The organism is Pseudonocardia sp. (assembly GCF_050246655.1).
In the GTDB taxonomy this organism is placed as follows: domain Bacteria; phylum Actinomycetota; class Actinomycetes; order Mycobacteriales; family Pseudonocardiaceae; genus Pseudonocardia.
Genome location: NZ_JBFWVQ010000042.1, coordinates 1 through 17,200, shown reverse-complemented (window position 1 = coordinate 17,200; position 17,200 = coordinate 1). Strand labels below are relative to the sequence as shown.

Below are 17,200 nucleotides of genomic sequence, written 5' to 3'. Positions count from 1 at the left end.
GGTCATCCCTTGAACGCGTAGGAGAGGACGGCTTCCTCGTCGGCCGCGGCGGCGTCCAGCTCGCCCACGGTGCGCCCGCTGCGCATGACGACGATCCGGTCCGCGGTGAGCAGGAGCTCCTGGAGGACCGACGAGACCATGACGATCGCGAGGCCCGACTCGGCCAGCTCCCGGACGAGGCGGTGCACCTCGGCCTTGGCGCCGACGTCGATGCCGCGCGTGGGCTCGTCGAGCAGCAGGACGCGCGGCGTCGTGGCGAGGATCTTGGCCAGCACGACCTTCTGCTGGTTGCCGCCGCTCAGGGTGGACACGGCAACGCCGGGGTTCGCGGCCTTGATCCGCAGGCGCCCGGCGTAGCCGTCGTACAGGGCCCGGCCGCGGGTGGTGCGCAGCCACGGGCCGCGGGCCACGGAGTCCAGCGCGGCCAGCTCGACGTTGTGCCGCACGGACAGGCCGAGGCACAGCCCCTGGTCCTTGCGGCTCTCGGGGACGAGCCCGATGCCGCGGCGGATCGCGTCGGACGGCGCGCGGGGGGTGTACCGCTCGCCGAAGAGCTGCATCTCCCCGGCCGTGGCCCGCGTGGCGCCGGAGATCGCGGCGAGCAGCTCGCTGCGGCCGCTGCCGACGAGCCCGGCCACGCCGAGCACCTCCCCGGGGCGGACCTCGAGCGACGCGCCCAGCACGCCGGGCGCGGCGAGCCCGCGCACGCGGAGCGCGGGCGCGGCTCCCGCGTCCGCGGACGTGGTGGCGTGGCGCTCGTACACGGCCGAGACGTCACGCCCGATCATGTGCCGGATCAGGCCGTCCTCGTCGAACGCCGACGCGGCGTCGGAGGCGACCAGCCGTCCGTCGCGCAGGACGGTGACCCGGTCGGCGACCTCGAGCACCTCCCCGAGGTCGTGGCTGATCAGCACGATCCCGTGGCCCGCGTCGCGCAGCTCCCGCATGAGGCCGACGAGCCGGCGGGCGTCCTCCCGGCCCAGCGACGAGGTCGGCTCGTCCAGGATGATCAGCTGCGCGTCGCGGGCGAGTGCCCGCGCGATCTCGACGAGCTGCTGGCCGGACACCGACAGCGTCCCCGCCGACCGGCGAGGGTCGATGTCGAGCCCGACGCGCGCCAGGTACTCCTGCGCCCGCTCGTTCTGCCGGCGCCGGTCGATGAAGAGCCCGCGGGCCGGCTCGATGCCCATCAGGACGTTCTCGGCGACCGACAGCGTCGGGATCACCGTGAGCTCCTGGTGCACCATCGTGATGCCGTCCCGGTCGGTGCCCTCGCGGTCGACCGTGCCCTCGTCCGGCGCGTGCACGCCGTAGAGGACCTTGGACAGCGTCGACTTGCCGGCCCCGTTCTCCCCGACGAGGGCGTGGATCTCGCCCAGCCGCAGGTCGAGCGACACGTCGGTGAGCGCCCGGGCCCCGGCGAAGGACTTGGAGATGTGGTGGAGCCGGACGAAGGGGGTGGCGGTCGTCGCGGCCGGGGGTGCGGTCGTCGAGCCGGCCGCGGTCATGCCGGGCTCCGGTCGCGGCGCACGAGCCGGTCCAGCACCACCGCGGCCACGATGACGCCGCCGGTGACGATGCGCTGCCAGTAGTCGGGCACGTTGAGCAGCTGCAGGCCGTTGACGAGCGAGCCGATCAGCAGGGCGCCGAAGAACGTCCCGGCCAGCCGCCCGCGACCGCCGAAGAGGCTCGTCCCGCCGACCACGACGGCCGCGATGACGTCCAGCTCCAGGCCGACGCTGCCCGCGGGCTGCCCGGAGGACAGCCGCGACGACAGGATGACCGCGGAGATCGCCATGCAGATCCCGCCGAAGACGTAGACGAACATCAGCACGCGGTTGACCCGCACGCCCGAGAGCCGCGCCGCCTCCGGGTTGCCGCCGACGGCGTAGATGCGGCGGCCGATCTTCATCCGGTGCAGCACCAGGTAGCCGATCGCGAAGACCAGCCCCATGATGATCACCGGCACGGGGATGCCCCACAGGTTGCCCAGGCCGATCCGCAGGTACGGGCCCGACGGGATCGAGACGGGGCTGGAGTCGGTGGCGAGCAGCGCGACGCCGCGCACCGCCGTCATCGTGGCGAGGGTGGCGATGAACGCCGGCACCACCGCCACCGTCACCAGCGCTCCGTTGACCAGCCCGACCGCCGCCCCCACACCGACGGCGATCAGCACGGCGACGACGGCGCCGCCGAGGGTGTGGCCCGTCGGGTCGCCCGCCAGGCTGAGCGCGGCGAGGCTGCCGGCCAGCGCGACCAGCGACCCGACGGACAGGTCGATCCCGCGGACGAGGATGATCATCGTCATCCCGACGCCCGCGATCGCGGTGATGCTGACCTGCCGCACCACGTTGGTCAGGTTGAACACGCTGAAGAAGTTGGGTGCGATCACCGCGAACAGGATGAGCAGCGCGGCGAGCGCCACGATCGGCCCGAGCTCGGCCAGGCCGCCGATCGGGAGGCGGCGCCGCGTGCGGGTGGCGGGCGCCGGTGTGACGGGCGGCCGGGTGTCGGCGAGATGGGTGGTCATCGCGGAGCTCCTTCAGCGGGGTCGGTCAGAACGCCGGCTCGACCGACCCGGACCGGGCGTCCTCGGCGGTCACGAGATCACCGAGCGTCACGACGTACTGGGGCACCGGCTCGCCACGCAGGTACCTGACCGTCTCCTCGACGGCCTTGTCGGCGGTCGGCAGGTGCTTCACGGTGGCGAGCGCCTTGCCGGCCTTCAGCGCGTCGAACATCTCCTTCTGGCCGTCGATGCCGACGACGTCGATGCCGGTGCGCCCGCTGGCCTCGATCGCCGCCAGCGCGCCCAGCGCGCCCTCGTCGTTCGCGCCGAAGACCAGCTGAAGGTCGGGGTTGGCGGCGAGGATGGACTCGGCGGCCTTCGCGGAGGCGTCGCGGCGGTACTGGCCGGGCTGCTCGGCGACGATGTCGAAGTTGCAGGACTTGAGCAGCTCCAGCTCGAACGAGCCGGTGCGCGCGACGCTGGACTGGTCGCCGGTGATGCCCGAGATGAGCGCGACCTTGACGTCCTGCTGGTCGCCGTAGTGCGCCACCACCCACTCGCCGAGGCGCGTGCCCTCCAGCGCGTACGGGGCCAGGGCCTGCGTCGCGGGCTGCACGCCGAGCATGCCCTTCTGCGAGAAGGAGTAGGCGATGTTGCGCTCCTGCGCCTGCTGCAGCACCGCGGTGAGGCCCTGCGTGTTCGCCGGCATCATCACGATGCCGTTGCTGCCGGCGGCGATGGCGTTCTGGATGTCGTTGAACTGCTTGTTGACGTCGTCGTTGGCGCTCACGACGTCGAGCTGGACCCCCAGCTCGGCAGCCTTCTCCGTGGCGAGCTGCTGCTGGCGGACGAGGAACGGGTGCGACAGCCCCTCGATCGAGAAGGTGAGCTTGATCGGCGCACCGGCCCCCAGCGGCTCGGGGTCGCTGTGCTGCGTCTTCCCCGAGTCCGCTGCGGCGATGCCGTAGAGGTTCTTCGAGAGCGTGTCCTGGAGCTCGGCGATCCGCTGGGCGTTCTCCGGACAGCCCGGGCTCACGGCCTGGGCGTCCACCTGCGTGGCCTCCGTGCCGCCGCATGCCGTGAGGAGCGCCGTGGCCGCGAGGACCGCCGCTCCGTACCTGATCGATCGCATCGGCGCGATCTCCTTCCGCGGAAATGGGATGTGTTCGGACGCTCAGCGGCGACGTGCGCCGCTGCGGCGTGACGGGCGCACCGCCACGCGGGGGAACAGCAGGTGGGACAGTTGCTCGGCGGCCTTGAGCAGCAGCGGCGCGAGGTCGTCAGCCATCTGCTCAGGGGTGAGGCGGAAGCTCGGCGCGCCGACGCACACGGACGCGACGGCGTTGCCCAGCGGGTCCAGCACAGCCGCCGACACGGAGTGCACGCCCGGCTCGCGCTCCTCGAGATTGAGGGCGAACCGGCGCTCGCGGATGGCGGCGAGATCGGCCTTCAGCTCCGCCAGGTCCGTGATCGTGTTGGGGGTGAAGCGGGCGAGATCCAGCCGCGGCAGCAACCGGTCGACCAGCACCTCGGGAAGGAACGCGAGGATGGCCTTGCCCTGCGAGGTGGCGTGCAGCGGCACGCGCTGCCCGACCTCGCCGTACATCTGCACGGGGTGCACCGCGCGCAGGCACTCGACGTAGGTGAGCTCCATGCCGTCACGGACCGACAGGAACACCGTCTCGCCGGTGGTCTCCCGCAGCTCCTCCAGCACAGGCAGGGCCAGCTCGCCGAGCGAGCGGCGGTCCAGGCGGAGCGTGCCGAGGATCCGCGCCTGCGGGCCGAGCTCGTAGAGCCGGGTGACCTCGTCCTGCACCGCGAAGCCGCGGTCGCAGAGCACCCGCAGGAGCCGCCGGGTGGTGCTGAGGGGCAGCTCCAGCGCCTGGGCGAGCCCGGTGAGGCTCGCACCGCCCGCATGGATGCCCAGCTCGCTGAGCACGTCGAGCAGCCGGTAGGCCGCCTGTGCTCCAGGCACTTCCACCATATGGCAACTCCTTCGTCATGTGCAGCGGAAGGGTGAACGCTCCATCGCGCGCTGTCAAGGCTCCGTTTGCCAGAAACTCGACGGAGAGCTGCGGCGATTCGAATCAGGCCGCGCGACCACCGAAGCCGAAGGCGCGGCCATATTGTGGAAGACCTATCCACAGTTCTGATGCCTGCGAGGGCGCCGTGCGCCGCCGCGGCGCACGGGTGCGGGAATCCGGTCAGGTCACCCCGAGCAGCCGGTGCGCGGTCTCCGGGTCCCGGCGGAACTCCGGCGTCGGCACCCGGTGCACGATCCGGCCCCTCTCCATGCACGCGATCTCGTCGCTCACGGCGAACGCGAGGTGCAGGTCCTGCTCCACCAGCAGGACGGCCACACCCTCGCCGCGCATCGTGGCGACGACCTCGGCGATCTGGTCGACGATCGCGGGCGCGAGCCCGTCCGACGGCTCGTCCAGCAGCACGAGGCGCGGGTTGATGAGCAGTGCGCGGGCGACGGCGAGCATCTGCTGCTCGCCGCCGGAGAGCTGCCCGGCGAGCTGGCCGCGGCGCTCGGCGAGGCGGGGGAGCAGGTCGAGGATCTTCGGCACGGTCCACGAGCCGGGGCGCGCCGCGAGCGTGAGGTGCTCGGCGACCGTCAACGGTGCCCAGACCCGGCGGCCCTGGGGGACGAGCGCCGCGTTGGCCACGACGAGGATCTTCTCGGCCTGCGCGAACTGGGCGCGGCCCCCAGCGCGGTGGCGGAGTTCACGATGCCGACGACGACGTCGACGTTGTCCTGCTGCAGCACCGTCTGGACCGCGGCCCCCCCGGTCTGGGGCGTCTCGCCCTCGTCAGCGACCACCGTCTCGACGGTGTAGTCGCCGAACGTGCTGCCGTTGCGCTCCAGCCAGAGGTCCCAACCCTGCTTCATGTCCGTGGCGAGGGCGGCGTACACGCCGGACTGGGGGATCACCAGCCCCACCTTGACCGTGCCCCCGCCCGCGGTCTCGCCGCCCCCGCCACCGCCGACGCTGCTACCGCAGGCCGCCGGGACCGGTGCGGTGACCGGGATCGCGGCGGCCGCACCGAAGAGGCCGAGGAGGCGGCGGCGGGTGAGCGGGTGCTCCGACGTCGGTCGATCTCCTCGTGGAGATGTGGTGGCGGGGCGGCTGAGATGTTCGACAGTCGGCGACGAATTGCCGGGAAGCTTGTCGAGCGTCGCTCGTTCGTGTCAACGAGCGCGGCCACCTGGGATGCAACCGTGATCGTGGCGTACGGAGTGCTCTCGATCAGCCACGAGTGGTGTGCCGAGTCGAGCGAGTCGACGCAGCCCGAACCGCGCGATCGCCAGCCCCAGCGCCATCCCGAGCGCCACGCCCGCGGCGTCCGCGAGCAGGTCGAGCGGGTCGGCGCTGCGCGCGATCGGCAGGGCCCCCTGGGCCACCTCGATCGCCGCTCCGTAGGCCACGAGTGCGGCCGCGAGCCGGGCGGGCGCACGCCACGCGAGCAGCCCGGCGACGGCGAGCCCGGCGAAGATCGCGACGTGGACGATCTTGTCCGCGCCGGCGAACGGCGGTGGCGAGCCCGATCCCGGGCTGAGGAGCAGGACGAGGCTCACCGCGAACGCGACGGCGAACGGCCAGACCCGGCGCGTCGGGGTCGGCTCCACGTCGACACCGTATCCGGCGGCCGGGCGGGGCTCCCGCCGCCGCCACCGCCGCCCGTCCGTCGGGCGACCCGGCGTCTCAGGCGGCGAGCTGGGCCATCCCGGCCGGCGTCAGCCGGGCCGGCACCCGCTCGCCCGCCGGACCGGCGGCCGCGATCAGCCCCGCCCGGGCCAGCCGGCGCGCGGCGAGCTGGTCGCAGCAGCAGCGCCCGTCGATCAGGAGATCCGGGCCGGACCCGCAGAGCAGCTCCGCGCCGCCCGCGGCCACTGCCCGCAGGATCGCCCGGTCCCGCCTGGTCAGCGTCTCGGTCCCCATCTCGCCACTCTCCCCGTCGTCCGGTCCGCCACTCGGCCGGTAGGAAGAGCATCGCGTGACGGCGGACACGCGGTAATCGCCGCGACGGGGACGTTGTGCTGGCGGCGGGGGAAGGTTCTGCTTGCTGTCCGGTCAGGGACGCGACCAGGGCAGGTGCCGGAACGTCCGGTCGTGGCGGGCGGCGGCCCGGGCCAGGTCCCGGGTCGCTCGCCGTTCCTCGCGGACCCGCTGCAGGGTGCCGCGCGGGAATCCCGCCTTCAGCGCGCGGGTCTCCGTGGCCTCGTAGAGGAAGACGGCCGAGTAGGCCAGGCCGATCAGCCCGCCGCAGACGACCGCCGCGACGCGCACCGTCAGCGGCCCGGGCAGCACCAGCAGCAGGAGGGCGGCGATCGGCACGATCTGGGCCACCAGGCGCAGCAGGTGGCGCAGCGGCCAGGTGCGGCAGGTGAGGTCGAACAGGACCCAGTCGCGGAACTGCGGGGGCAGCCGGCCGCCGACGGCGTACCAGGCCCAGCGCAGGGGCCCCGGACGTCGCATCGATGCAGGTGGGATGAGCTCCATGTCGCCAGCCGGACGGAGGGGTCGGGCACCTCCGATGCTACGCCCGGAGCGTCGCCCGGCCCGGGTCGGCGATCGGTGTGTACCCGCCGGTGTGCGCGGAAACGCCGTGGCATGCGACGCGGGTGCATCGGCGCGCCCACCCGGATCTGCGCGAACGGCACGTACGGGAAGACCTAGCTCCCGTATGGGCCGTTCGCGCGGGTGGGGGCGGGGCGCGGCGGGGCGCGGCGGGGCGGGGTGATGCGCGGCCGGGTGGGGCGTCGGGTCAGCCCGTCCCGGCGGGCAGGTCGGGCCGGTTGCTGTACTGCGACCACGAGCCCGGCCAGAGCCGTCCCCGGCCCAGTCCCGCGTGCTCCATCGCCAGCAGGTTGTGGCAGGCATTGATCCCGGAGCCGCAGTAGGAGACGGTGCCGGTCGCGTCCGTCACCCCGATCGTGGCGAAACGGGCCCGCAGCTGCTCCACCGGCAGCAGCCGCCCGTCCGGGCCGAGGTTCTCCCGGCACGGCATGCTGCGCGCCCCCGGGACGTGCCCCGCCCGCGGGTCGACCGGCTCGGTCTCGCCGCGGTAGCGCGCCCCGTCGCGGGCGTCGAGGAGCACGAGCCCGCCCGCGAGCACCTCGTCGAGCTCGACGATCGCCTCCGCGGGCCACGGGTGCGGGGTGAACCTCGCGCGCGGTCGCGCGACGGTCCCGGTGGACAGCGGACCGTCGCGCTGCGCGTCGTGGACGGCGAGGCCGCCGTCGAGCAGCGCCGCCTCGTGCCCGGTGACCCGCAGCATCCACACCAGCCGCGCCGCCACGACGCCGCCGAGGTCGTCGTAGGCGACCACGACGTCGGCGTCGCCGATCCCGCCCGACGCCATGCCCTCGGCGAACACCTCGGGCGGGGGCAGGGGATGGCGCCCGCGCTCCGGGATCCCCGGGGCGGCGAGCCAGCGGTCCACGTCGACGAAGACCGCCCCGGGCAGGTGGCCCCGCTCGTAGGCCTCCCGGCCGGAGCGCCCGTCGAGGTACCACCGCACGTCCGCGAGCACCGGGCTGCCGGGGGAGCCGTCCGGGTGCGCCCGCCACCAGGCCGCGTCGACCACCGGTGCGATCACGGGACCATTTCCCGGGTCATGCCACCCGAGTCCGGGAGAACGACCAGGCGAGGACCCAGCAGAGGGCGAGCAGCAGCGTGAGCGCCAGCGGGATGTGCATCCACAGCGTGGCGAGCGTGCCCAGCAGGGCCTGCACGAACGTCAGCACGAACACCGTTGCCGCGACCACGACGGGGACGAGCGAGCCGCCGGTCGAGCGCTGCACCAGCAGGGCGGCGACAGCCGTCAGCCCGGTGAGCACGTGCAGCACGATCGCGCCGATGCCGTGCAGGTACAGCCACGGTTGCGCCTGGCTGAAGATCTCCCCGGCCGTGGCGCCCATGTAGAGGAAGGTGAGCACCGCCAATGCGGTCAGCACGCGCACCGCGGTGAGCATCGGACCCGAGGGCGCTGCGGTGGACAGTCGGTGTGATGCGGCGTCCGGACGACTCACACAGACCCCTCTCTCGCGTGACGCACTTCGATCAGTGGTGACCGAATGTACCGGGGAATGCCCAGGGGTGCTGCGCCGTTCAGGGGACGCACAGAGAGGAGCAACATGATCGTGACACCGGAGCGCGTCCGCCTGGCGGAGGCGTACCTCGACGGAGGAGAGGCCCTGCAGGCCCACGACATGCTCGTCGAGCACCGCGACGAGCTGGCGCGGACGTCCGCCGGCCTCATGCTGCTGGCGCGGCTCTACTACCACACCGCGCAGCTGGGAAGGGCCGAGACGGCGCTGCGCGAGCTGGTCGAGCGCGAGCCCGCCGACCACTACGCCCGCTTCCTGCTCGGACGCACCCTGGAGCGCGCCCACCGACCGGGTGAGGCCGCGCCGCACTACCGGGTGGCCGCGGCGATGTCGAGCGAGCCCGAGTACCGGGAGCGCCTCGACACGGTTGAGGCCCGCCTCGCGGCATGAACGGCGCGGCGAGCGTGCGCTGAGTCAGGTTGCGGCCTGACGAGGTGCACGCTCGCCGGTGCGTCGTACCCGGGCCACGGTGCCGGGATCAGGGCACGAGGACGCCCCGGCCGTGCATCCGGCCGTTCTCGAGGTCGGCGATCGCGTCGGCGAACGCGTCCAGCGGGTAGGAGCGGGTGCGCAGGCTCACCGCGCCCGCGGCGGTGAGAGCGATCAGCTCGCGCAGGTCGTCGTGGGTGCCGACGGCGTTGCCGACGATGCTGATCTCGGGGAGCACCAGGTTGAACGTCGGCACCCGCAGTTCGCCGCCGTACCCGACGACGAAGTAGGTGCCCCGCGGCCGCACCATCGCGAGCGACGACGACGGCGCGTCGCCCTCGCCGACGAAGTCGATGACCGCGTGCGCCCCGGCGCCGCCGGTGATCTCGGCGATCCGCTCCCCGGCCCCCTCGCCCGCCGGGACGGTGTGGTGTGCACCGCAGTCGTGCGCGAGCTTGAGCGCCTCGGGGTCGGGGTCGACGGCCACCACCTCGGCGGCGGTGAGCGCCCGCAGGCACTGCACGCCGATGTGGCCGAGCCCGCCGATGCCCACGACGACGACCGCGGTGCCCGGGCCGAGCAGCGGGACCGCCTTGCGCACGACGTGCATCACCGTCAGCCCGGCGTCGGCGTGCGGCGCGACGGCCGCGGGTTCCAGCCCGTCGGGCAGGCGGAGCACACCGCGGTCGGTGGTCTTGAGCAGCTCGGCGAAGCCGCCGGCGCGGGTGAGGCCGGTGAAGTCGAGGCCGCGCTCGCAGCGCATGTCGTCGCCGACGCGGCACGGGGGGCACAGCCCGCACGACAGCTGCGGATGGCAGATGACGGCGTCGCCGACGACGACGTTCTCCACCGCGGTCCCGACCTCGTGGACCCAGCCGGTGTTCTCGTGCCCCAGCGTGAGCGGCAGCTCGGTGGGGACGGCGGGGGCGAACCAGCCGTCGCGGATGTGCACGTCGGTACGGCAGAGCCCCGCCCCGCCGACGCGGATGATCACGTCGTGCGGGCCGGTGATCGTCGGTTCCGGCACCTCCTCCAGGCGCGGTGGCTCGTGGTAGGCGTGCAGGCGTACGGCCAACATGGCGACCTCCGGACGGGAGCGGTTGCGCTGGTGCGGCCCGGGCGCGGGACCTGGCCCCCCTCCCGCTGCCCGGGCCGGCACCGAGGATCACCCCCGGCGGTCGCAGCCCGGTCGCACCCGGGTCGCACGGCGTCAGGCCGGTGTGGCGGCGGCGAGCCGGTGCAGCCACCCGGGCATGCCGAGCGCGGTGAACGCCGCCCTGGCCTCCGCGACGAGCGGCGCGGCGGCCGCCGCGTCCCCGGCGCGCAGGAACATCACGGCCTCGTCGTGGTCGACGACCGCCCGCAGCGGCCGGGCCCCCTGCGCGTCGAGGACGGCCCGCGCCGCGTCGAACCAGCGGCGGGCGTCCTCGCGGCGGCCGTCGAGCGCGCACAGGCGGGCGAGCGCGAGGCGCACGTCGGTCATGGGGAAGCGGAAGTCGGCGGGCAGGGCCTTGTCCCGCAGCGCCGACTCGACCACCGCGACGTGGTCGCGGCGCCCGAGCAGCCAGAGCGCCTCGGCGACCTCGCAGGCCATCCGCCCGAAGTTCGGCGCCCACGCCGGTGCCTGCGGCATCGCCCGGACGGGGCGGCCCAGGAGCGGCAGCGCCCGGTCCGCGCGGCCGGTCCGGGCGTGGGCGCGGGCGGCGATGGCCACGATCGCGGCGTTGCCCCAGTGCCGTTCGGGACCGGGGGCCACCCAGGGGGCGAACGCGGCGATCCGCGCCTCCCAGCCCTCGTCGAGGGCCATCACCAGCGCGTCCTCCGCGCCCTGGTGGTGCAGCAGCTGCCAGCCCAGCGCCAGGCTCGGCAACCGCGCGACGAGCTGCCGGGTGTGTCCCAGCGCCGTCCGGGCGCCGTCGAGGTCGCCGAGGGCGACGCGGCAGCGGGCCTCGCCCGCGCGGCAGTACACCGCCCAGGCGAGCTGCCCGTGCGACTCCGCCTCGTCGGCGTCCGCGGCGAACAGGGGGACCGCGGAGGCGTAGTCGCCGACCAGGAACGCCGCCACCGTGGCGTCGGCGGCGTCCGCGGCGGGGATCCGGTCGCGGCGGCCGTGGACGGCGGCCACGGCGTAGCGGGCCAGGTCGCCTCGGCGCACCAGCCGTCCCGCCCCGTGCAGGATCCGCAGGGCGTCGCGGCGCCCGGGCAGCTCCAGCGGCATCCCGGGGTGGGCGGGATCGGCGGCCTCCCGCCGGTCCAGGTCGAGCAGGGTGAGCTGCGCCCAGGCCACGGGATCCGCGCCGCCCGGGCCGCCCGTCGCGGCGAGGCCCGCCGCGGCCAGCTTCCAGGCGTGCGTGTTGCTGCCCGCCGCGGCGAGCGCCGTCGCGATCTCGGCGAGGTCCGCGTGCGGGGCGTCGTGGGCGAGCGTCACGGCGTCGTCGAAGCGCAGCGCCCACGCCAGCGCGACGGCCCGCCTGCCGACCAGGCCCGGTCCGCGCGGGTCGCCGGGTGGGAGCAGCTCCGAGGCGATCCGCAGGAACGTCGCCTCCTCGTCGTGGGCCCCTGCGCTGCGCGCCCCGGCGGCGGCTTCCAGGGCGGGTTCCACCCCGGCGGCGGCGCCAGGGAGCGCTGCCGCGCGGTGGAACTGCGCGGCGATCTCGGCGGCCGCCACGCGCGAACCCTGCTCGCGGGCGTCGGCGAGCGCCTCGCCGAGGGCGCGGTGCAGCCGCAGCCGCCGCGACGGGTTCAGCTCCCGGTGGACGGCGTGGCGGACCAGGGCGTGCGTGAAGTCGTAGCGGTCCGGTGCGGTATCGGGGACGACGAGCCCGGCCGCCAGGGCCTCGTCGAGCGCGCGCAGCGCGTCCGCCTCGGTGAGCCCGGCGACGGCGCGGACCGGCTCGAGCGGGAAGGGGCCCTCGATCCCCGCGGCCACGTCCAGCAGGGTGTTCGCCTGCTCACCCAGCCGGCGACGCCGGCGCGCCAGCACCTGCCGGACCCCCTCGGGCACGACCTGCAGCGGCAGCTGCGCCCCGAGCCCGTCCGGGCCCGGCGCCAGCAGCCCGTCCTCCTGCAGGTGGCGGACGACCTCGCGGGTGAAGAACGGGTTCCCGCGGGTCTCGGCGCGCACGGCCGCCACCAGCTCGGCGGCCAGCGGGGCGCCCGCCACCCGGCAGGCCAGCTCCGCGACGGCGTCGCGGTCGAGCCCGCCGAGCCGCAGCACGGCGCACTCGGTCTCGCTGGGCAGCGCGCCGAGGGCGTCCAGCAGCGGGTGGCCGGGGGCGAGGTCACCGCCCCGGTAGGCGCCCACGGTGAGGACGGCCCGTCCGGAGCTGGAGCGGGCGACGTGGCGCAGCAGGGCGACGGTGCCGTCGTCGGCCCAGTGCAGGTCGTCGAGCAGCAGGGCGACGGGCGCGTCGGCGGCCAGCGCGACCACGTGGCGGGCGACGGCGTCGAGGACCCGGGCCCGGCGCTCGTCGGGGGCCAGGGTCCGCGCGGGGGAACCGGCCCCGCCGTGCCCGAGCCCGGGCCCGATCGCCTCGACGAACGGGTGGAACGGCAGCGCGCCGGGCCCTTCCAGGCAGCGTCCGGACAGCACGCGCGCGCCGCGGGCGGCCGCCCGCACCGCGACCTCCGCGAGCAGCCGCGTCTTGCCGATCCCCGCGTCACCGGACAGGAACGTCGTCCGGCCCCGGCCGTCGGCTGCGTCGTCGAGGTGGGCGAGCAGGGCGGCGACCTCCCGGGTGCGGCCGATGCACGGTGCGTGCCCGGTACGGGAGGTGCTCGTGGGCGGTCTTCCTGGTAGTGCGGTGGGTGGTCCGGCGGCCGGTGCGCCGGAGGCGGCGGTGGGTGACGTGGACGGCGCACCGACAGGCGTCCAGGAGGACCCGGCGGGGGGTGCGCCGGGCCGCGTGTCCGGCTCCAGCGCGGGGTCCTGGTGCAGCATCGCGGCGTGCAGCTCCCGGGCCCGCGGCCCCGGCTCGACCCCGAGCGCGTCCGCGAGCACCGAACGCAGCCGCAGGTAGGCCTCCAGCGCGTCCGCCTGGCGCCCGTCGCGGTAGAGCGCGAGCATCAGGTGGGTCCAGCGCTGCTCGCGCAGCGGCTCCTCGGCGACGAGCTTCTCACCGTCCGCGACGGCGTCGCGGTGGCGGCCCGCGGCGAGCAGCGCGGCCGCCCGTTCCTCGGCGGCCGTCACCCGCAGCTCGTCGAGCCCGGCCGCGGCGGCCCGCGCGAAGTCCCGGTGCGCGAACTCCGCGATCGAGGGCCCGCGCCACAGCGCGAGCGCTTCCTCGTAGCGGCCGACGGCGGTGTCGTGATCGCCCGCGACGGTCGCCGCCCGGGCGCGGGCGACCAGCGCCTCGGCGGCACCGGCGTCGGTGGCCAGACCGTCGAGGAGGTAGCCGGGCGGGCGCGTGAGGATCGCCGCACCACCGCATCCGGCCAGGTGCCTGCGCAGCCGCAGCACGTAGTTCTGCAGCGTCTTGGCCGCCGTCCGCGGCGGATCGTCGGCCCACAGCGCGCCGATCAGGCGGCCTTCGGCGACGACCTCGCCCAGGTGCAGGGCGAGCACCGTGAGCAGGCAGCGCTCCTTGGGGCCGCCGAGCCGGACCGCGCCCTCGCCTCCCTGGAGCTCGAGCGGCCCGAGGATCCGCAGGACGGCCTGCACGGCGCCCAGCATCACGCGGGCCGCTGGGGCTGTACAGAGCCGTCCGGTGCGGTCGCCGTCAGCCGCCCGCCGCGCCGGCGGCCGCGCCGAGGAAGAGGAACGCCCAGAAGATCAGCCAGCCCGCGATCTGCACGTAGCCGATGATCAGGCCTGCGATGGCGAGACCGTGCCCGCTGCGCTCACCGCTGCGGGTCTCGGGCAGCGCCATGTGACCGAGGATCACGCCGGGGATCGAGCCGATCCCGAGTGTGAACAGGCCGGCCAGGCTGCAGATGAGCGACGCGACCGCCATCCCGGACGTCGGCACCGCGTACACGGGCTGCCCGTACGCCTGCTGTCCGTACGCGTGCTGTCCGTACGCCTGTTGTCCGTACCCCGGCTGTCCGTACCCCGGCGGTCCGTACCCCTGTTCTCCGTAGCCCGGCGGGGGGTAGGACTGTGGTGGGAAACCCCCCGAGGGCTGGCCGCTCCACTGTGGGTCCGGCGCGCCGGAGTACGGCGGGTACGAGTCGGCCATGTCGGTTCCCTGGGATCGGCGAGGCGTGTTCCTCATGGGTCGGTTGCAGCGCGTCCGTCGTTACGCCGGTCGGCAGAGCAGGGCCACGGGCGTGTCCGACGGCGCAGCCGCAGTGTCCCAGGTCAGGTCCCGGGGCGGCGGGGGAGCAGGCTGTCGAGCGCGTCGAGGTACTCGCGCTGGCGGGCCGACCAGGCGGCCAGCTCCTCGGCGAGCTCGCGCTGCATCTCGGCCCAGCGGCCGACCTGCTCGGCGAAGTCGCGCTGCCCCTCGACGACGTCGCGCATCGGCTGCGCGAGGACGGCGGCGTACTCCTGGGCCTGCCGCGTGAGCGCGTCGACCGACCGGTTCCCCGCGTCGAAGGTGTCCGATGCTCCCCGCATGCTCTGCTCGACCATCTCCTGCCACAGCCCGGCAAGCTTCGTCGCCGCTTCGCGCTGTGCCTGCCACACGTCGTCCAAGGTCGCCCTCCCGGCGCCGGCCCGTCGCCTCCGACCGTACGGCCGGGCCGCGCAGCAGGCCACCCCGGCGTTCCCGCAGGGATCAGGCACGCCTCGCAGGCGCTGCAGTATCTGCGAGGCGGGTCCGCGGTCTGCGAGGGTGCCCCTCCGGTGCAGCCGGGCGGGGTTCGCGCAATCGGGGGCCGGTCAGGACGCGCGCGCCGAGGTCACCGCTCCGGGGCGGTGCCGGGCAGCTGGGCGGTGACGGGCAGCTGTGCGGTGACCGGTTCGCCCTCGGTCTCCGGCGCGGCCGTGTCCCCGGTGCCCCGCAGCGCTCCCACCAGCTCCAGCAGGGCGATCCGGATCATGAACGCCGCCCACAGCGCCACCCCGATGGCCTTGCAGCCGTCCTCGCCGAGGTGGAGGTGGATGCCGTGGAGCTCCTGCGCGACCTCGAAGCCCGCCGCCACGATCCAGAACCCGTATGCCGCACCGAGGATCAGCAGGTTCGCGCCGAGGCGGCGGCGGAACCGCCACGCGAACGCGAGCGTGAGAATCCCGTAGAGCGGGAACGCGACCAGCTCGGACACGCCGATGCGGGGGTAGACGTTCTCGTGCAGCAGGAACACGTCGTCGACCACCAGCAGCGTCGTCAACGCCCCCCCGGCGAGCAGCATCGTCGACGCGGCCCGCTCGCCCACCGCCCGCAGCGCGATGCCGGCGATCAGCGCGGCGACGGCGCCGGTGTACCAGACGAGCATCACCGCGTGGGCGAGGTAGCCGATGTAGTAGACGACGACGAGCGTCTCCACCGGGTCCTTGCTGAAGTCCCGGAACGGGACCCCGGTGAGCGAGCTGACCAGCGCGAAAGCGCCGACGACCACGACGCCCGCGACGATCGCCGCTCCCGCGACTGCGAGCGGTGCCGTGTAGGTGCGGGTGGCGGGGGGAGCGTCCATCGTCGTGCCTCCTTCGAGTCGATGCGCGCCGGTGCGGGGCCGGTGCGGGCCGGTGCAGTCGATACAGCGGCACTAGTCCGTTCGGGGGACGGCCTCATCATGCCGCGGTCCCGTCATGCGGCGGACACCGGCCCTTGGAGAGTCCGTAACGTGAGAGTCGGACGCCCGTTGCCCTGCCTAGGGGATCTCTTTACTTTCGTCGCCGACTAGGGAGTGCCGAGCATGGCGTACCCGGTCACCACCGACCGGTCGACCGCACCACGACAGCCACCGCCACCCGCCTTCGCGGGTACCGCCTACGCGGTGTTCGCCGCCGCGTTCGCCGTGGGGACGCTGATCCACGAGTTCCAGAGCACGATCGTCTGGTGGATGGCGATCCCGGTGGCGGCGGCCGCGTTCTGGCTGCTCCTGCGCCCGGCGCGGCCCGCCCGGCTGATGCTCGTGCTGGCGCTGCTCGCGGTCGAGTCCGTCGTCTCGCTCCCGAGCCCGAGCAACCACCAGGTCGCCATGGGGATCCTCGGGTTCGCACTCGTCCCGTGGTGGTTGCTGCTGCGGCTGCGTGATCCCGCGGCCGCGGGGAACCCGGCGGAGGTCCTTCGCCGCGCCGGTCCGTTCCTGCGGGTCTCGTTCGTGCTGCTCTGGGTGTTCGCGGCGCTCTCGAAGGCGAACAGCGGCTTCCTGGACGTCCTGTCGTCGTGCTCGGTGTGGGTGCTGGAGTCGATCCCGCTGGTCGAGGTGCCGCACGGGCTGCACCGGTGGGTGATCGTCGCGACGATCGCGTTCGAGGCCGCGATCCCGCTGCTGCTCCTGATGCACCGCACCCGGCCGTACGCGGTCGTGCTGGCGTTCGGGTTCCACCTCGTGTCGGCGTTCGCCGGGCACTCGTCGTTCTCCGGGTTCGCCTGGTCGATGTACGCGCTGTTCCTTCCGCCCGCCGTGCTCGCCCGCGGTGCCGCGCTGGGGGCCGGGGGCGCCCGCCGGTTCGTGCCGGCCGGGCTGCGCGCTCTTGCGGTCGGGCGCCAGGCGGCCGTCCTCGTCGCCCTGGTCGGCGCGTGGGTGGCGGTGCGCTACGGGCTCCTCGCGCTGCTGCCCGACGGCGTGCAGGGCGGCGCGCGGCACTGGGGCGCGGTCCTGCTGTGCGTGACGTTCATGGGCGCCACCGGCGGGGTGCTGCTGCGGCTGCGCCGCCACTGGCTGCCCGCGCAGGGCCCGCGGGCCGACCTGCGGGTGCGCAGCGGCCTCATGCTGTTCGGGATCGGCCTGCTCGTCCTCACCGCCGCCATGCCCTACCTGGGGCTCAAGACTCGTGCGGCGTTCACGATGTTCTCCAACGTCCGCACCGAGCCCGGCCACTGGAACCACCTGCTGGTTCCCGAGGAGGTGCGGGTGTTCGGCTGGCAGGACGGGCGCGTCACGTTCCTGGGGACGGACGACCCGCGGCTCGCCGAGCGGATCACCGCCACCGACAGCGACGACGTCGCCGTCGTCGGCGCCCGCGCGGTCGTCGACGGGTTCCCCGGCGCCACCGTCCGCTACCGCCTGGACGGCGTGGACCGCGTCGCCGCGCCCGT

Annotated in this window: 18 protein-coding genes; 2 read left to right on the top strand and 16 right to left on the bottom strand. The window is 74.6% G+C overall.

Annotation, left to right across the window (positions count from 1 at the left end; translation table 11 throughout):
* Positions 1-2: 2 nt before the first annotated feature.
* From AB7J25_RS15405 to AB7J25_RS15355, 11 genes are all read right to left on the bottom strand, one after another.
* Positions 3-1,508 carry a sugar ABC transporter ATP-binding protein gene (locus AB7J25_RS15405; protein WP_428509504.1) on the bottom strand — a complete coding sequence of 502 codons (1,506 nt, stop codon included), beginning with the start codon at positions 1,506-1,508 and terminating at the stop codon, positions 3-5.
* The gene (locus AB7J25_RS15400; protein WP_428509502.1) at positions 1,505-2,530 is read right to left on the bottom strand and encodes an ABC transporter permease; all 1,026 of its coding nucleotides are present in this window, start codon (positions 2,528-2,530) and stop codon (positions 1,505-1,507) included. Before AB7J25_RS15400 ends, AB7J25_RS15405 begins: the two co-directional genes overlap by 4 nt.
* A 25-nt stretch (positions 2,531-2,555) precedes the next feature.
* A complete protein-coding gene (locus AB7J25_RS15395) occupies positions 2,556-3,641 on the bottom strand; it encodes a substrate-binding domain-containing protein (RefSeq protein ID WP_428509500.1) in 1,086 nt (361 codons plus the stop codon).
* 42 nt (positions 3,642-3,683) lie between these two features.
* Positions 3,684-4,493, bottom strand: a complete 810-nt coding sequence (locus AB7J25_RS15390; protein ID WP_428509498.1) for an IclR family transcriptional regulator — start codon at positions 4,491-4,493, stop codon at positions 3,684-3,686.
* Positions 4,494-4,713: 220 nt separating this feature from the next.
* On the bottom strand, positions 4,714-5,181 hold the full coding sequence (locus tag AB7J25_RS15385; RefSeq protein WP_428509496.1) for an ABC transporter ATP-binding protein: 468 nt from the start codon (positions 5,179-5,181) through the stop codon (positions 4,714-4,716).
* Positions 5,130-5,456: an ABC transporter substrate-binding protein gene (locus AB7J25_RS15380; RefSeq protein WP_428509494.1), complete on the bottom strand. Its 327-nt coding sequence runs from the start codon at positions 5,454-5,456 to the stop codon at positions 5,130-5,132. The genes AB7J25_RS15385 and AB7J25_RS15380 overlap by 52 nt, the downstream gene beginning before the upstream one ends.
* Before the next feature lie 249 nt (positions 5,457-5,705).
* The gene (locus AB7J25_RS15375; RefSeq protein ID WP_428509492.1) at positions 5,706-6,143 is read right to left on the bottom strand and encodes a VanZ family protein; all 438 of its coding nucleotides are present in this window, start codon (positions 6,141-6,143) and stop codon (positions 5,706-5,708) included.
* A gap of 76 nt (positions 6,144-6,219) precedes the next feature.
* Positions 6,220-6,456, bottom strand: coding sequence for a hypothetical protein (locus tag AB7J25_RS15370; protein WP_428509490.1), 237 nt, complete (start codon positions 6,454-6,456; stop codon positions 6,220-6,222).
* 132 nt (positions 6,457-6,588) lie between these two features.
* Positions 6,589-6,993 (bottom strand): DUF5313 family protein, encoded by a 405-nt coding sequence (locus tag AB7J25_RS15365; protein ID WP_428509488.1) that lies wholly within the window; start codon positions 6,991-6,993, stop codon positions 6,589-6,591.
* Between the two features lie 289 nt (positions 6,994-7,282).
* Entirely contained in the window at positions 7,283-8,116 is an 834-nt protein-coding gene (locus AB7J25_RS15360) for a sulfurtransferase (RefSeq protein ID WP_428509486.1), read from the bottom strand.
* Between the two features lie 16 nt (positions 8,117-8,132).
* Entirely contained in the window at positions 8,133-8,480 is a 348-nt protein-coding gene (locus AB7J25_RS15355) for a hypothetical protein (protein ID WP_428509484.1), read from the bottom strand.
* Positions 8,481-8,654: 174 nt separating this feature from the next.
* Here AB7J25_RS15355 and AB7J25_RS15350 point away from each other — a divergent pair, with 174 nt between their 5' ends.
* Positions 8,655-9,017 carry a tetratricopeptide repeat protein gene (locus AB7J25_RS15350; RefSeq protein ID WP_428509482.1) on the top strand — a complete coding sequence of 121 codons (363 nt, stop codon included), beginning with the start codon at positions 8,655-8,657 and terminating at the stop codon, positions 9,015-9,017.
* 88 nt (positions 9,018-9,105) lie between these two features.
* On the opposite strand, the gene AB7J25_RS15345 is transcribed toward AB7J25_RS15350, so the two are convergent.
* From AB7J25_RS15345 to AB7J25_RS15325, 5 genes are all read right to left on the bottom strand, one after another.
* Positions 9,106-10,134, bottom strand: coding sequence for an NAD(P)-dependent alcohol dehydrogenase (locus AB7J25_RS15345; RefSeq protein ID WP_428509480.1), 1,029 nt, complete (start codon positions 10,132-10,134; stop codon positions 9,106-9,108).
* 132 nt (positions 10,135-10,266) lie between these two features.
* Positions 10,267-13,716, bottom strand: a complete 3,450-nt coding sequence (locus tag AB7J25_RS15340) for a BTAD domain-containing putative transcriptional regulator (RefSeq protein ID WP_428509478.1) — start codon at positions 13,714-13,716, stop codon at positions 10,267-10,269.
* Positions 13,717-13,774: 58 nt separating this feature from the next.
* On the bottom strand, positions 13,775-14,032 hold the full coding sequence (locus AB7J25_RS15335; protein WP_428509476.1) for a DUF4190 domain-containing protein: 258 nt from the start codon (positions 14,030-14,032) through the stop codon (positions 13,775-13,777).
* 323 nt (positions 14,033-14,355) lie between these two features.
* A complete protein-coding gene (locus AB7J25_RS15330; RefSeq protein ID WP_428509474.1) occupies positions 14,356-14,691 on the bottom strand; it encodes a hypothetical protein in 336 nt (111 codons plus the stop codon).
* A gap of 206 nt (positions 14,692-14,897) precedes the next feature.
* Positions 14,898-15,629, bottom strand: coding sequence for a hypothetical protein (locus AB7J25_RS15325; RefSeq protein WP_428509472.1), 732 nt, complete (start codon positions 15,627-15,629; stop codon positions 14,898-14,900).
* A gap of 222 nt (positions 15,630-15,851) precedes the next feature.
* On the opposite strand from AB7J25_RS15325, the gene AB7J25_RS15320 reads away from it, so the two are divergent.
* The coding region (locus AB7J25_RS15320; RefSeq protein ID WP_428509470.1) for a hypothetical protein at positions 15,852-17,200 on the top strand (1,349 nt) is incomplete at its 3' end.

What these genes read in the sequence shown, in the direction of transcription:
- AB7J25_RS15405 (WP_428509504.1), bottom strand. Translation starts at nt 1,508, where the DNA reads ATGACCGCGGCCGGCTCGACGACCGCACCCCCGGCCGCGACGACCGCC.
- AB7J25_RS15400 (WP_428509502.1), bottom strand. Translation starts at nt 2,530, where the DNA reads ATGACCACCCATCTCGCCGACACCCGGCCGCCCGTCACACCGGCGCCC.
- AB7J25_RS15395 (WP_428509500.1), bottom strand. Translation starts at nt 3,641, where the DNA reads ATGCGATCGATCAGGTACGGAGCGGCGGTCCTCGCGGCCACGGCGCTC.
- AB7J25_RS15390 (WP_428509498.1), bottom strand. Translation starts at nt 4,493, where the DNA reads ATGGTGGAAGTGCCTGGAGCACAGGCGGCCTACCGGCTGCTCGACGTG.
- AB7J25_RS15370 (WP_428509490.1), bottom strand. Translation starts at nt 6,456, where the DNA reads ATGGGGACCGAGACGCTGACCAGGCGGGACCGGGCGATCCTGCGGGCA.
- AB7J25_RS15365 (WP_428509488.1), bottom strand. Translation starts at nt 6,993, where the DNA reads ATGCGACGTCCGGGGCCCCTGCGCTGGGCCTGGTACGCCGTCGGCGGC.
- AB7J25_RS15350 (WP_428509482.1), top strand. Translation starts at nt 8,655, where the DNA reads ATGATCGTGACACCGGAGCGCGTCCGCCTGGCGGAGGCGTACCTCGAC.
- AB7J25_RS15345 (WP_428509480.1), bottom strand. Translation starts at nt 10,134, where the DNA reads ATGTTGGCCGTACGCCTGCACGCCTACCACGAGCCACCGCGCCTGGAG.
- AB7J25_RS15325 (WP_428509472.1), bottom strand. Translation starts at nt 15,629, where the DNA reads ATGGACGCTCCCCCCGCCACCCGCACCTACACGGCACCGCTCGCAGTC.